The 13,895-nt window shown below is 44.1% G+C and carries 17 protein-coding genes; 10 read left to right on the top strand and 7 right to left on the bottom strand.

Going from position 1 to position 13,895, the window contains the following annotated elements; genetic code table 11:
• Positions 1–324, top strand: a 324-nt coding sequence (locus FN782_RS03075) for an RNA-guided endonuclease TnpB family protein (protein WP_142504279.1), incomplete at its 5' end; no start/stop codon positions are given.
• 51 nt (positions 325–375) lie between these two features.
• On the opposite strand, the gene FN782_RS03070 is transcribed toward FN782_RS03075, so the two are convergent.
• Both FN782_RS03070 and FN782_RS16640 read right to left on the bottom strand, forming a co-directional pair.
• On the bottom strand, positions 376–741 hold the full coding sequence (locus FN782_RS03070; protein ID WP_142504278.1) for an esterase/lipase family protein: 366 nt from the start codon (positions 739–741) through the stop codon (positions 376–378).
• A gap of 172 nt (positions 742–913) precedes the next feature.
• Complete coding sequence (locus FN782_RS16640; RefSeq protein ID WP_185955995.1) at positions 914–1,075, bottom strand: hypothetical protein; 162 nt, start codon at positions 1,073–1,075, stop codon at positions 914–916.
• A 132-nt stretch (positions 1,076–1,207) separates the two neighbouring features.
• Between FN782_RS16640 and FN782_RS03065 the strand changes: the two genes are divergently transcribed.
• The 8 genes from FN782_RS03065 (at position 1,208) to lexA (ending at position 7,716) form a co-directional block, all read left to right on the top strand.
• The gene (locus FN782_RS03065; RefSeq protein ID WP_142504277.1) at positions 1,208–1,561 is read left to right on the top strand and encodes a VOC family protein; all 354 of its coding nucleotides are present in this window, start codon (positions 1,208–1,210) and stop codon (positions 1,559–1,561) included.
• Between the two features lie 91 nt (positions 1,562–1,652).
• Positions 1,653–2,738 carry a tyrosine-type recombinase/integrase gene (locus FN782_RS03060; RefSeq protein WP_142504276.1) on the top strand — a complete coding sequence of 362 codons (1,086 nt, stop codon included), beginning with the start codon at positions 1,653–1,655 and terminating at the stop codon, positions 2,736–2,738.
• Positions 2,739–2,762: 24 nt separating this feature from the next.
• Positions 2,763–3,035: an acylphosphatase gene (locus FN782_RS03055; RefSeq protein ID WP_142504275.1), complete on the top strand. Its 273-nt coding sequence runs from the start codon at positions 2,763–2,765 to the stop codon at positions 3,033–3,035.
• A 213-nt stretch (positions 3,036–3,248) separates the two neighbouring features.
• The gene (gene hemE / locus FN782_RS03050) at positions 3,249–4,289 is read left to right on the top strand and encodes a uroporphyrinogen decarboxylase (protein ID WP_142504274.1); all 1,041 of its coding nucleotides are present in this window, start codon (positions 3,249–3,251) and stop codon (positions 4,287–4,289) included.
• A gap of 11 nt (positions 4,290–4,300) precedes the next feature.
• Positions 4,301–5,251 (top strand): ferrochelatase, encoded by a 951-nt coding sequence (hemH, locus tag FN782_RS03045; protein WP_142504273.1) that lies wholly within the window; start codon positions 4,301–4,303, stop codon positions 5,249–5,251.
• Positions 5,248–6,645 carry a protoporphyrinogen oxidase gene (gene hemY / locus FN782_RS03040; protein WP_142504272.1) on the top strand — a complete coding sequence of 466 codons (1,398 nt, stop codon included), beginning with the start codon at positions 5,248–5,250 and terminating at the stop codon, positions 6,643–6,645. The genes hemH and hemY overlap by 4 nt, the downstream gene beginning before the upstream one ends.
• Before the next feature lie 53 nt (positions 6,646–6,698).
• On the top strand, positions 6,699–6,962 hold the full coding sequence (locus FN782_RS03035) for a DUF1294 domain-containing protein (RefSeq protein WP_185955994.1): 264 nt from the start codon (positions 6,699–6,701) through the stop codon (positions 6,960–6,962).
• A gap of 124 nt (positions 6,963–7,086) precedes the next feature.
• Positions 7,087–7,716, top strand: a complete 630-nt coding sequence (gene lexA / locus FN782_RS03030) for a transcriptional repressor LexA (RefSeq protein WP_425462670.1) — start codon at positions 7,087–7,089, stop codon at positions 7,714–7,716.
• Positions 7,717–7,758: 42 nt separating this feature from the next.
• Here the strand turns inward: lexA and FN782_RS03025 are convergent, their stop codons facing one another.
• The 4 genes from FN782_RS03025 to FN782_RS03010 form a co-directional block, all read right to left on the bottom strand.
• Entirely contained in the window at positions 7,759–8,934 is a 1,176-nt protein-coding gene (locus tag FN782_RS03025; RefSeq protein WP_142504270.1) for a pyridoxal phosphate-dependent aminotransferase, read from the bottom strand.
• A gap of 127 nt (positions 8,935–9,061) precedes the next feature.
• Positions 9,062–10,552: an AAA family ATPase gene (locus FN782_RS03020; protein WP_142504323.1), complete on the bottom strand. Its 1,491-nt coding sequence runs from the start codon at positions 10,550–10,552 to the stop codon at positions 9,062–9,064.
• 7 nt (positions 10,553–10,559) lie between these two features.
• A complete protein-coding gene (locus tag FN782_RS03015) occupies positions 10,560–11,183 on the bottom strand; it encodes a hypothetical protein (RefSeq protein ID WP_142504269.1) in 624 nt (207 codons plus the stop codon).
• A 114-nt stretch (positions 11,184–11,297) separates the two neighbouring features.
• Entirely contained in the window at positions 11,298–11,960 is a 663-nt protein-coding gene (locus FN782_RS03010) for a hypothetical protein (protein WP_142504268.1), read from the bottom strand.
• Between the two features lie 335 nt (positions 11,961–12,295).
• Here FN782_RS03010 and FN782_RS03005 point away from each other — a divergent pair, with 335 nt between their 5' ends.
• On the top strand, positions 12,296–12,496 hold the full coding sequence (locus tag FN782_RS03005; RefSeq protein WP_142504267.1) for a hypothetical protein: 201 nt from the start codon (positions 12,296–12,298) through the stop codon (positions 12,494–12,496).
• Positions 12,497–12,573: 77 nt separating this feature from the next.
• Here the strand turns inward: FN782_RS03005 and FN782_RS03000 are convergent, their stop codons facing one another.
• Positions 12,574–13,866, bottom strand: coding sequence for an amidohydrolase family protein (locus tag FN782_RS03000; protein WP_142504266.1), 1,293 nt, complete (start codon positions 13,864–13,866; stop codon positions 12,574–12,576).
• Between the last annotated feature and the right edge of the window lie 29 nt (positions 13,867–13,895).

Raw genomic sequence — 13,895 nt, 5'->3', positions numbered from 1 at the left:
TGTATCGAAGACCTCCAAGTAAAGCATATGGTGAAAAACCGCAAGTTAGCCAAATCGATCACGGATGCCTCGTGGTCGGAGTTTGTCGCGATGCTTACCTACAAGGCAGCCTGGCATGGAAGAAACGTGGTGAAAGTGGGGAAACAGTTCCCTTCTAGTCAGCTTTGCTCTTCCTGTTGCTACCGAAACAAGGATGTAAAGAACCTCCACCTTCGGGCATGGACATGCCCTACATGCGGCTCTCACCATGACCGAGACATCAATGCATCCAAAAACATCTTGCAAGAAGGACTTCGAGTACTTGCGGTCGGGCAGACCGTTTAAGCTTGGATATGATCCTGTCAGTAGACGGGAGCTCCCAAGAATCCCCTGCCTTCAGGCATGGGGAGTGTCAAGCTTTCTGAGTATGTTATCGATGAAATCTCTCAATTCACGTGAATTTATATAATTATTACCTGATTTATCCCAAAATTCAATGGCATGTATATCGGAACGGTCATATCCGGCACGGATTAAAGCTCTTTCAATCGATACAAAATTGTAAGATGATCCCCCAATACCATGTACAAGCACAATGGGTGTATCTACATCCAAATCTGTTGACTCTTGTGCCTGTGATGCAACAGGAACACTCCATAACATTGCAAACATTAAAAAACATAAAAACGTAAGACGAAAAATCCTCATAATATCCTCCCTTGATGAATTAAATATTTTGATAGCAAACACATCTTCTTTCACATGAATCTCTACGTTTTGAGTATAGCGGGGATAAACTGATTGAGCAAGAAAAAATGAAAATATTTTAATTTCTATTCCCGAAATTATTTAAAAAAACCAAGATTCATTGAGAGGGTTACGTTGCATGATAGCAACAAATAGACAGCAGACCAATGAGAAGGCAAGATATAAATTATACCGTTTGAAAAAAATAATATTCCGTTCCGATCTTTCCGAAGTTTTGAGGCGAATAATTGCTGCCTGCATCCTGAGGTTCGTACAGGGGGAACAAAACCCTCTCCAAGAAGGTGAAAACGACTTGCGGTTTCACATGCAATTGCAAGTCGTTTTCCATAGCCATGGCTCCCAAAATCAGTACCCACCCTCTAACTTCCGATAATATGACCGTATCGGAAGTTAGAGGGTGGGTAGATATCCTGTTAAGAATTCAAATATGGTAGAATGAAGTCGTTATGGAGGTGTTTTTGTGAAAAGTCCTATCTTAAATCAAATCGGAACCGTTTTTATCCCGGTAAGCGATATAGAAAAAGCAAGAGATTGGTATTGCGATATTTTAGATTTGCCGACAGATGGTGAAATACAGTTTGGCCACCTTTACGTCATACCGATGAATGGTACAGGGATCGTATTGGATAGCAAAATTTTCTCAGAAGAAACCATTTTAAAAACCCCATCATTTCATTTCAATACAGAAAATATTGGAGAGGCATATCAATTTATGAAACATAAAGGCGTCAATATAATGACAGAAATTGAACACCACCACTATTTCACCTTCAAAGATCCTGATGGTAATCATTTAATGGTTTGTAAATGCTGATCAGGCCTTGGGTTGTAGCATACAAAATTCCCGGAATGTTAGAGAAAACCTGAATAATGTATAATAAAATATAAATAACTGGAGTGATATCATGTCCTCCTATCCTTTTTCCAGGCGCCTGCCGGAAAACATTAACCGAATTATTATTCAGTTTCCTGATGATGTACAAGAATTTTTTATGGAAATGATCAGTGCAGAACGTTCCACACAAACGATCGCCAATTACGCCTACGATTTCTCTCTTTTCTTTGACTTTCTGAACAAGAAAAACACGGATCTGGAATCTGTTACCCCCCAAACCATTCGGCGGTTCTTTCGCTATATCGAAAATGGATATGAACGAATAGTTCATATGAAAATAAAGCGAAGGGATCCCACTACAGGGGAACTTTGCGAAAAATGGGTAAAAAGGAAGCATTTCCGGGAAAACACCCGTTCGGGGAAAGAACGCAAGCGTTCCTCTCTCCGCTCTCTTTTTCGATATCTGGTCAAAAACGACGTACTGGAAAAAGATCCGATGGAAGCCTATGAAGATTCTTCTCTCAAAACAAGAAATCACAAAAAAGTACCCGTATTTCTTACCCAGGAAGAGGCACTTCGACTCATCAAAGCGATTCACTCCTATCACCAAAAGAAAAATAAACGTCAAATCCATTGGTATGAAGCACGGGACCGAGCCATGATCCTCCTCTTGCTGAATACCGGCATGCGTGTGTCGGAGTTAGTGGGTCTGAATCAAAACAGCATCCAAAATGAAGGAGATACTGCCCGTGTCATGATTATAGGAAAAGGAGGGAAAGAACGAATGTTGAAGTTAAATCAGACTGCTTTTGAAGCCCTTCAGCATTATATGAAACTCCGACCAAAAGAAAAGATCATTCCAGGACATGAACATGCTCTTTTTCTAAATAAAAACCGAACACGTATGAGCCGAAAAGGAATCTCTGATGCATTGAAAAAATATGTCCAGGAAGCCAACTTACCTCCCAAAGCGACCAATATTTCTCCTCATAAATTACGACACACTCTTGCCACTTTGTTGTTGTCCAACGGTGAAAATCTACGGGTGGTACAGGAAATTTTGGGACACTCAAGCATCCAGACCACACAGATTTATACGCATGTGATTAACACGGAAAAAGATGATGCTCTTGATCGACTCGGAAGGATGATATAAAAACAATATTGAAAGGGTGATCCGATGCTCCGGCAACACATGATTGTTTATGGGCATGTTCAAGGGGTGGGGTTCCGTCAGTATACAAAACAGACCGCCCTACGCCATTCCGTTCAAGGCTGGGTGAGAAACCGCCCAGATGGAACGGTTGAGATTGATGCTCAAGGTACGGAAGAAAAGATGAAGCAATTTGTTAAAAGCATTCAGCTTGGCAGCCCCGCTTCCCAGGTGGAACGTATTGAAGTTTCGACCCGGAAACCTGAAGAAAATAGCCGCTCCTTTACGATACGTTATTGAACAAAGCCACCGTGATGGTGGCTTTGTTCAATTTTTGTCTCCAATTATGTTATATTGGGAACGTGTGATTGATTGGTATTCTTTTGGATAGACAGATATTAAGGGAGATTTCATGACACTTTCCCATCAACTCTGTATGATTACTTACAAAAACGTTATGGTAATACTGGATAGAAATCATTCTTTTATTTCTTTTGGAAAGGTGTGTACTCATTGACCAGACAAAACTTTAACAACACCTTCCTTCAAGCATGCCGTGGCGAGTCCACCCCGTATGTTCCGGTGTGGTATATGCGACAGGCAGGAAGGTATCAACCGGAATACAGGGAAATCCGAAAGCGTTACTCTTTTTTTGAAATGAGCGAGAATCCGGAAGTATGCGCCGAGGTGACACGACTTCCAGTGGAGCAGCTCGGAGTGGATGCGGCCATTCTGTTTGCGGATATTATGACTCCGTTAAAACCGATTGGAGTTCGTGTGGATATTCAATCGGGCGTGGGGCCGGTTATCTCTAATCCGATACAAAACTTTGCTGATGTTGAACGATTGGGAAGTCTGACACCTGAACAGGATGTTCCTTTTATACTGGAAACAATCCGTCTATTGACGACAGAACAGTTGAACGTTCCATTGATCGGTTTTGCAGGAGCACCATTTACACTGGCCAGCTATATGATCGAAGGTGGACCGTCCAAGAACTACCACAAAACAAAGGGTCTGATGTATGCACAACCGAAAGTTTGGCAAGCACTGATGGATAAATTGGGCGACTTAACCATCGCTTATTTGATCGCTCAAGCCAAGGCCGGTGCTCACGCGGTTCAGATATTTGATTCTTGGGTGGGAACATTGAATGCCGCTGACTACCGAACATATGTCGCTCCCGTCATGCACCGTATATTCTCAAAAATCAAGGAATCTGTTGATGTCCCTGTGATTTATTTTGGAATTGGAGCGGGCCACCTTCTACAAGAATGGAATCAACTCCCTTGCGATGTGATTGGACTGGATTGGCGAACATCCATACATCAAGCACGGAAGCTGGGGATTACAAAAGCGCTTCAGGGAAATTTGGACCCTTCACTGCTTTTAGCCCCGTGGGATATCATTGAAGAGCGAGCAAGGGAAATTCTTGATCAAGGATTGGAAACACCGGGATATATTTTCAACTTGGGTCACGGAACCTTTCCTGAACTAGAAGTGGAAACCCTCCAACGATTAACGCGATTTATCCACCAATATACGCAGAAATGAGGTGAAGCGTTATGCCCAAACAAATCATCGGATTATTGATCATGGCCTATGGCACACCTCGGAGTGCAGAAGAGATCGAACCTTACTATACACATATCCGTCGCGGAAGAAAACCATCCAAAGAGATGCTTCAAGACCTGGAGAACCGATATGAAGCGATCGGCGGCCTGTCCCCTTTGGCTCAGATTACCAATGACCAGGTTCAGGCCCTGGAACAGAAACTAAACCAATCTCTTGATGAAGTGGAATTTCGAGCATACCTTGGTCTAAAACATATTCACCCCTTTATTGAAGATGCTGTGGAACGGATGCATCAAGACGGAATTGAGCGAGCAGTCAGTTTAGTATTGGCTCCCCACTATTCTACCTTTAGTGTGAAATCCTATAATGGACGAGCAAAGGAAAAAGCGAAGAGTTTGGGTAGTCCTGAGATTCATTCAGTGGAAAGTTGGTATAAAGAGCCCCGGTTTATCCAATATTGGGCCAATCAGCTAAAAGCGACTTTTAACCAGATTCCAAAAGAAAAACAGGATCAGTCGGTTGTGATTTTTTCAGCGCATTCCCTTCCGGAAAAGATTTTGGCGGCAGGAGACCCTTATCCACAACAGTTAGAAGAAACCGCACAGTTAGTCGCTGAAAAGGCAAACATTCACCATTATGCCATCGGATGGCAAAGTGCCGGGAATACTCCAGAACCATGGTTGGGCCCTGATGTCCAAGACTTAACCCGGACGCTCTATCAAAAAAAAGGATTCACATCTTTCATATATTGTCCTTTGGGATTTGTTGCGGAGCATTTGGAGGTTCTGTACGACAACGATTTTGAATGTAAAGTGGTCTGTGATGAACTTGGTGCCGATTACTATCGTCCCCCGATGCCCAATGCCAACCCTGAATTTATCAAGTGTTTGGCAGAAGTAATCCGCAAAAAATGGGAAGAAATCCGAGGAGGTCATCGATGAAACAAACGCGAGTCGCCATTGTCGGTGGTGGGATCACCGGTCTTTCAACCGCCTTTTATCTCCAAAAGGAAATAGAAAGGAAATCTCTCCCTCTTAATTTCGTTTTGATTGAAGGTAAGAAACATCTGGGCGGAAAAATTGAAACCGAACGAACGGATGGCTTTGTGATGGAAAAGGGACCGGATTCGTTTCTGGAACGAAAGGCGGACGCGAAACAATTAGCCATCGACTTGGGGCTGGAAAAAGAATTAGTGCGAAATCAGACTGGCCAAGCATACATTTTGCACCAAGGTAAGCTGTTACCCATTCCCGAAGGAGCCATTATGGGGATTCCAACCCGAATTACCCCATTTGTATCCACTCCACTCTTCTCTTGGCCAGGGAAGTTTCGTGCCATAAAAGACCTCTTTATGTCCCGTCACCAGGAGGCCAACGATATATCCGTAGGGTCTTTTTTTCGTCGACGATTGGGAGATGAAGTAGTTGATCACCTGATCGAACCCTTATTATCCGGTATTTATGCCGGAAATATCGACCAATTGAGCCTCCAGGCGACTTTCCCCCAATTCGCTCGGATGGAAAAAGAACATCGCAGCTTAATCATCGGAATGAAGCGAAGCCGTCGTTCATCCCATAAATCCCCTCGATCGCAAGGGCAATTCCTAACAATGAAACGAGGGCTAAGACGTTTCGTTGAACAGATTGAAAACCAGCTTCCGGAAGAGTCCATCATTAAAGGGAACCCTTTAAACCGGATTATCAAGGAAAGAAATGGATATCTTCTGGTCCTTTCTTCAAACCGGGTCATACAAGCCGATGCTGTAATCATGACCCTGCCTTTTGAACGGATGAAAGCCTTACTCCCTAATCATCAATTACCGCACCCTGCTCATTCGGGAACAGCTACCTCTGTCGCTACTGTGATCTTGGGTTATGATGCCGAACAATTTCCGGATATTCCAAACGGAACCGGGTTTGTCGTTCCCAAAAGGGAAAATTCGACCATCACTGCTTGCACATGGACCCATAAAAAGTGGCCTCACACAGTTCCACAAGGGAAAGCGATGGTTCGCTGCTATGTTGGTCGGTCTGGAGACGATTCCATTGTGGAAGAATCAGATGAAACCATTGTAGAACGGGTTCAAGCCGATCTAAAAAAGATCCAAGGCATCGAGGTCACACCGGAATTTACAAACGTTACTCGCTGGCGGCAATCCATGCCCCAGTATAGGGTCGGACATGTCGAATGGCTGGAGAAACTGAATCATACCTGCCGAAAACAGCTTCCCGGTTTATTTTATGCTGGCGCTTCTTTTTCAGGAATTGGCATTCCGGATTGTATCAGACAAGGAAAACAGTCTGTTCGGGATGTTTTGCACTATCTTGAACAATAAAAACGAACCGCTTTGGGTTCGTTTTTTAATATCAGTGAAAGGAGGTTTTAATATTGGGGTGGCTATTCTTATATCTTTTGATTATCAATACAGTTTCCTTTTTTCTTTTCCGAAGGGACAAAATACGGGCGGAACGCGGTCAATGGAGAATCTCTGAAAAAGTGTTATTTCGTATGGTTTTAATCGGGGGAGGGGCAGGTGCCTTGCTGGCAATGAAAAAATACCGCCACAAGACACAGAAACTCGGATTTACATGGGGAATTCCTATCTGTATCCTCATTCAGGGTTTGGTATTGTTTTTCTTTTTGTCTGAATGAATTCCCAAACTTAAATTCTGTCAGTAAATTTCGAACTGATGTTTGTGCTATAAGCTTTCATCGTGTATACTAAAGAAAATGTGTTCGTTTGTCGATTATAAACCGGGGAAAGGAGTCGATGATGTTGACGGCTAAGTTATCACCACGACAACAGGCGATATTGGACTACATAAAACAAGAGGTGAAACAAAAGGGTTATCCACCTTCTGTACGAGAAATTGGAGAAGCTGTTGGGCTGGCTTCCAGCTCCACCGTTCATGGCCATCTTGCCAGATTGGAAAAAAAGAATCTGATCCGCAGAGATCCCACTAAGCCCCGAGCGATAGAAATATTGGAAGACGAACAGGAGACCTTTCCCGATCCAACCGAGCATACGGTTATGGTGCCTCTCATCGGAAAAGTAACTGCTGGGGAACCGATTACCGCAGTGGAAAACGTGGAAGACTATTTCCCTCTTCCCCGCCGTATGGTAGGACCCGACGATTCAATCTTCCTTTTGTCTGTTCACGGCGATAGTATGATCAATTCCGGAATTATGGATGGAGATTATGTACTGGTTCGGCAACAACAAACGGCAAGCAACAAAGACATTATTGTTGCCATGACCCCGGACAATGAAGCCACCGTCAAACGGTTTTACAAGGAAAAAGATCATATTCGGCTACAACCCGAAAACGACAATATGGAACCCATCATCCTCCCTGAAGTAACGATCCTTGGAAAGGTGATCGGACTGTTTCGGGATTTGACATAAATAGAGATCCGGACTTAAATAAGTCCGGATCTCTATTTTGTTTTACAATGAGGTAAACCGCTCGATCCGATCCATTGCTTTCTCCAGCTGATCCATCGACGTCGCATAAGAAAGACGTACATGGGCTGGTGATCCAAACGCAGCTCCTGGGATCAAAGCCACTTTTTCTTTCTCCAACAGTGCCTTCACCCACTCATCGGTGTTAGAAAAACCACTTTTTTGGGCTGCTTCTTCTACATTGGCAAAGACATAAAAAGCACCCTGAGGAGTGTCACATCGAATACCGGCCATCTTTGAAAGACGGTCTACAACATAATCCCTGCGTTCCTTAAAAGCAGCCAACATCTTTTTTACCGGTTCTTGCGTTCCATTCAAAGCCTCGATCGCCGCATATTGCGCCACAGAAGTCGGGTTAGAAGTGCTGTGACTGGATAATCCAGACATCGCTTTGATAATCTGGGCATCCCCTGCCGCAAAACCGATACGCCACCCGGTCATGGAATATGTTTTGGATACCCCGTTAATAATGACTGTCCGATCTTTTAACTCTGGACTTAACGAGGCCATGCTTATATGTTTTTCATCCCCATAAATCAGATGTTCATAAATCTCATCGGAAACAATGGTCAGCTCATGTTTCAAACAGATCTCACCTAATTGGTGAAGCTCCTCTTTACCATACATCGCACCTGTTGGATTGGAGGGGCTGTTGATCAAAAAGGCGACGGTTTTGTCCGTAATGGCCGATTTCAATTGATCTGGAGTCACTTTAAACGTATTTTCTTCTTTTCCTTCAATCACAACCGGGACGCCTCCGGCCAGTTTTACCTGTTCAATATAACTTACCCAGTACGGAGCGGGAATAATCACTTCATCCCCTGGGTCCAAAATGACTTGAAACAGGTTGTATAGAGCATGCTTGGCTCCAACAGTAACGATAACCTCATCCCGTGTATATTCCAGCCCCTGATCCCGCTTCAGTTTGTCCGTAATGGCATCCTTTAGTTCAATGACCCCTCCGGGAGGAGTATACTTGGTTTGACCTTTTTGCATGGAATCAGATGCAGCTTCCAGTATATGATCCGGAGTGTTGAAATCCGGCTCCCCGGCACCGAGCACCACAACATCATGCCCCTGTTGTTTCAGTTCTTTGGCCATTGCTGTGATTTCAATCGTTTTTGAAGGTGTTAATTGCTGAACCCGCTGGGATAACTTCATTCAGATTTTCTCCTCTCATGCGGTATTGCCATCATTGTAACACAGAAAAATGTTCTTTTACATTTGTCTATAAAAAGCCCGCCTAAAAGGCGGACGTGGATTTCATTACAGCGGCAACATCTTTTTCTTAGCTGCTGACTGAAACAGATGAGGGAGCATATTGCTTTAATAATTGACGAAATTGCTCTCCGGAGAGAACTTCTTCCTGCAAAAGTACGTGAAGTCCTTCTTCAAATACATGTGTATAGCGATGAAGCAAGTGCAATGTTTGGTTATACAATTCCTTCAGAATTTTTGACGATTCCCGATGGAGAGTTTCGTTGCTTACCCACTCTTTATTGATAATCCCCAGGTCAGATAAACCTGCATCAATCATCATGCGAATATTTCGGTTCGCTTGTTCGTAATCATTCTGAGCACCTGTAGAGCGGTTCTGATAAACCTTATCCTCCGCAGCTGCTCCTGCCAGACAGATCATAATTTGCTCCTCGATCTGCTTTCGTGTTTGCAGATACCGATCTTCTCCCGGATGATGGCGAACATACCCCAAAGCCTGTCCCCGAGGAGAAAGAGAAACCTGGGAGACCGAACCGGGACGAACCCACTCCGACACAATCGCATGCCCCAATTCATGGACAGCAACCCTTTCCCGTTCATCCTGAGTCGCTTCCCTGTCGGTTTTTTCGCCCATCATCACTTTATCGATTGCCTGGGACAAATGTTTTTGAGCGATCACTTCACTTTTTTCCCTGAGTGCATAAATGGCTGCCTCGTTTGTTAAGCTTTCCAGTTGCGCACCGGAGAAGCCAAAGGTCTCATCGGAGATACTTTCAACACTGACATTCTTGGCCAATGGCTTATTCTTCAGATGCAGATTCAAAATTGCGATTCGGGCTTTCTTATCAGGAAGATCCACAACAATGTGTCGATCAAAACGGCCAGGACGCAAAAGGGCCGAATCCAACATATCTTTTCGGTTTGTGGCTGCAATGACCAACAGTTGAATTTCCATGTTTGCAGAAATCCCATCCATTTCCGTGAGCAACTGGTTTAGGGTCTGATCATATTCCCGATGTTGAGATCCTTCTCGTTGGCCGCCAATAATGTCAATTTCATCAATAAATACAATGGCACTTTTCTTCTGTTTCTTTTTGGCTAAATTACGGGCCTCCTGAAATAAATCCCTGATCCTTTGCGCTCCAACCCCGACATACATTTCCACAAACTCGCTTCCACTGGTGGCAACAAATACAGAGTCTGTGTAATGGGCCGCTGCTTTCGCCATCAGCGTTTTCCCTGTTCCCGGAGGACCAGACAACAGAATCCCTTTGATAGGGCGGATTCCATATTGATTAATGCGATCCCTGTGAATCAGAAAATCCAACGCTTCCTTCAATTCCCCTTTGGAACGGTTTTGTCCCCCGATATCTTCAAACGAGAGATCAGGAACGGAGTCTTTTTTCTTCGTACGGCTTCCGCGATTGTTTCTCAAGGGAGAACCGGAGCGAGAAAGGAACATCCAAGAAACCCCTATGATTCCGACCAGTATGGCTAGAGGAAAAATATTATATCCAAGATATATCAGGAATAGAAAAACGGCTGGCGTCGCTCCAATCATCACACCTTTACTCACTACTTTTCACCTCGCTTTCCGCAGGATGCAGAGGAAGAACCTTATACAAAAATCGGTCTCCCTGGTGCAACTCAATATAAACAAATGAATCATCTATAGAGAGCTTGTATCGAATGCTTTCTTCTGTCGCTACCTTATTTACGTTTTCACGAACCCATATATAACGTTGGTGAGCAGTCCTTGCTCTCACATTGTATGGACTCCATATATTTTCTTCTGTCGCGATCTTGTTTACAGTTTCGCGAATCATTGTATAGCGCCGATGAGCCAACCCTTCTTTTACACCAAATACCATTTGATTCCACGCTTCATTCAAAGCGGGATTGGGTGCATCGATCAAGCGGACATCCATCGTTCGATCTCCGGCAAGAGACGCCATTTTTCTTCGCAGAAATGGATAATCTTTTGCGAGGGAATACTTTTCATCCGGTTTCAAGGTCAGAGTAACTTTGTTCGGTTGTACGAAAATATCTTGTAGTTGAAGATGAGGTGCTTCCTTAACCATTTGACGGATGGGTTGTTCTACTGTGAACCATTGGAACGCATAAAAACCCCCGAATAATACGATGAGGCTGATAAGCAGAGTAGACACCGCTATAGGCCATCTGATTTTCACTAATCTCCAGCCTCCTTTCTGCGAATAGGATCATACGGAAATAGTATATCATATTGTATATACGATTCGTGTTAAGGATAAAAGTAACAAAAAACCTTGAGCGGAACTCAAGGTTTAATCAAAGCGATATTCGATGGTTTCTGCAGACTCTGTCTTACTGGAAGGAATGATTTGGATTGTAAAGCGATCCAATCCTCCCTGAGCAGGATCGACATAAAATAAATAATGAACGCGAAACTTCCGGCTTGCTTGATTGGCCACTCCTTGTTTAAACGCTTCTCCCATCCATTGCCCCAGTTGATCCCCGATTTTTTCACTGGAAAGAACCGCTTTCAATCCGTTTTCCTTTCCCAATGGGTGAACCCGGAGAATGGATGATTTCACCAATAACAGGTGATCCTTGGGAGAAAGAAGCCCCAATTGACGATCCTTCAGCTTTTCTGTCTGCCCTCCCCAAGTCAATCGAATAACCTTTCCTTTTTTTACAATATGGATCGCTTTATCCTGATCGGGAGAAGATGTGCTTTGAATCGACCAATTGTCACCCTTTTGCTGTCCTTTGAATAAAGCCTGATCAACATAAATGGAAAAGGGATAATCCTCACGCTCCAACTGTGCGTCAATCGCCTGCAAAAGACGGGAGCGCAACATTTTTTCTTTGACGGATGTTTCTTCTCCCTGTTTTTCTTGTGTAGAAGCAGAAAAATCCTGACGAGCGCATCCGGAAACGATAATTAACACAGTCATCAAGATGAGACCGGGCATTCGGAAATTCATTGTCTCTCCTCCTGTGCCCTTTTACCGACAGTGTACGAAACGGAACCGTTATTTATCACTAGAAAAGATCTGATTATTTATATAATTTAATATTGAATTGGACGGAATAATATGCGGAAACACAAAGTCAGGATAAGGTTAAGGATTTTATCCAAGACAACATTGGATATCACTGTAAACAGAGAAATCGAAAATACGTTCCCATCAAGGCTGTGACAGGAGGTCGCAACAATTCCTGCCATTATACATCCTTTCCGTATCCATCTAGACAAAAATGTGTTAGACATATTGCTTTTCCACCGGGTGATACTAAGCGTACACAAGGAGGTGAAGCAATGGGTATTTCTTTTTCCTCCGGGTGGGATCTGATCCAGTACGAACTGCAACAACATTTTTCCGATGAAGAAATGGAGAAGATCCAAGCCTATATGCAATCGGAATCCTGGATCTCTCCAACATGCAGAAATCGCTGGTGTCAACGTTCTCCGTTGGAAATGCCGTTGCGTTTCCATCTGGATGTGGATTTAAAGATGTAGCTTATTCTGTAGTATAACTAATTTTCTCCTGCCTATACTTCCTGCCATCTTCCCTGCCGCTTTGTCGGCAGTTTTTTTTATGATTTCACTTCCTCAAAGGCTTGAAGCGCTTCATATCGAATCTTTTCTTCGTCCAGTGTACAGAGTTCCCCGTTTTGCATCAATGGAATACCATCCACATATACATCCCTTACATCGTCTCTTCCAGCAGAATAAACGATATGCGACAAAAGGTCGTGTGGAGGCTGCATATGGGCGCCAGTTAAATCCACAGAGATAAGGTCCGCCTGTTTTCCGGGTTCCAACGTTCCAATCGCATGATCCAAAAACAGTGCTTCCGCCCCAAAGCTTGTCCCCATCCTTAGTGCAGTTTCAGCCGGAACCGCTTCCGGGTCTTCCTGCACTCCTTTATGGATTAAAGCAGCCAAACGGATCTCTTCCAGCATATCCAGGTTGTTATTGCTGGCAGCTCCATCCGTTCCCAATGACGGGCGGATGCCTGCTTTTAACATTGCTGGTATGGGAGCGATTCCACTTCCCAGTTTGAGATTGCTCCCTGGATTGTGAGAGATCTTCACTCCGTATTCCGCCAACATCTGAATCTCTTCCTCAGTGACATGAACCGCATGAGCCACTAGTGTTGGACGGTTAAATACCCCCAGTCGCTCAAGGTGTTCCACGGGACGGACCCCGTATTCTTTAACATTTGTCTCCACTTCAGCACGTGTTTCTGACATATGAATATGAATCGGAAGATTCAGATCTTCTGCATCAGATACAATCCTTTCAATATAATCCGGAGGACAGGTATAGGGCGCATGGGGGGCCAGCATGGTTGTAATTCGCCCTTCACCGGCTCCATTCCAGTTACGGGCAAATTGAACGGCTTCTCTTCGTTTGTTTTCTTGCTCTTCTGAAGAACCCAGTCCGATCACACCTCTGCACAGTCGCGCACGGAGTCCAGCTTCAACCGTAACCTGAGCCACCTCGTCCATATGGTCATACATATCTGCATAGCAAGTGACACCACTACGGATCATCTCAACGACAGCAAGGGCTGTTCCCCATTTCACTTGTTCAGGACCAAACCGACCTTCAATAGGCCACATTTTTTCTTCCAGCCACGTTTGCAGCGGCAAATCATCCGCAAATCCTCGCAACAATGTCATAGCTGCATGACTATGTGTATTAATCAATCCCGGAAGAAGAAGCCGATCCTTCATATCCACCACTTCATCGATTCCTTCCGGTGGTTGTCCACTCCCGATTTGAGCAATCATACTGCCGTCAATCAGAAGATATGCATCGTCCAATATTTGATTGTCTTGACCCATGGATAAAATGCGCGCATTTTTAAGCAATTGTTTCATACCCTTCCTCCTTTTTATATCGTCAAATC

Origin of the sequence: Melghirimyces algeriensis, from assembly GCF_900182565.1 — a bacterium.
GTDB classification, from domain to species: Bacteria; Bacillota; Bacilli; order Thermoactinomycetales; family DSM-45169; genus Melghirimyces; species Melghirimyces algeriensis.
Note: the sequence above shows the minus strand (reverse complement) of the source record. Positions and strands in the feature narration are given on the sequence as shown.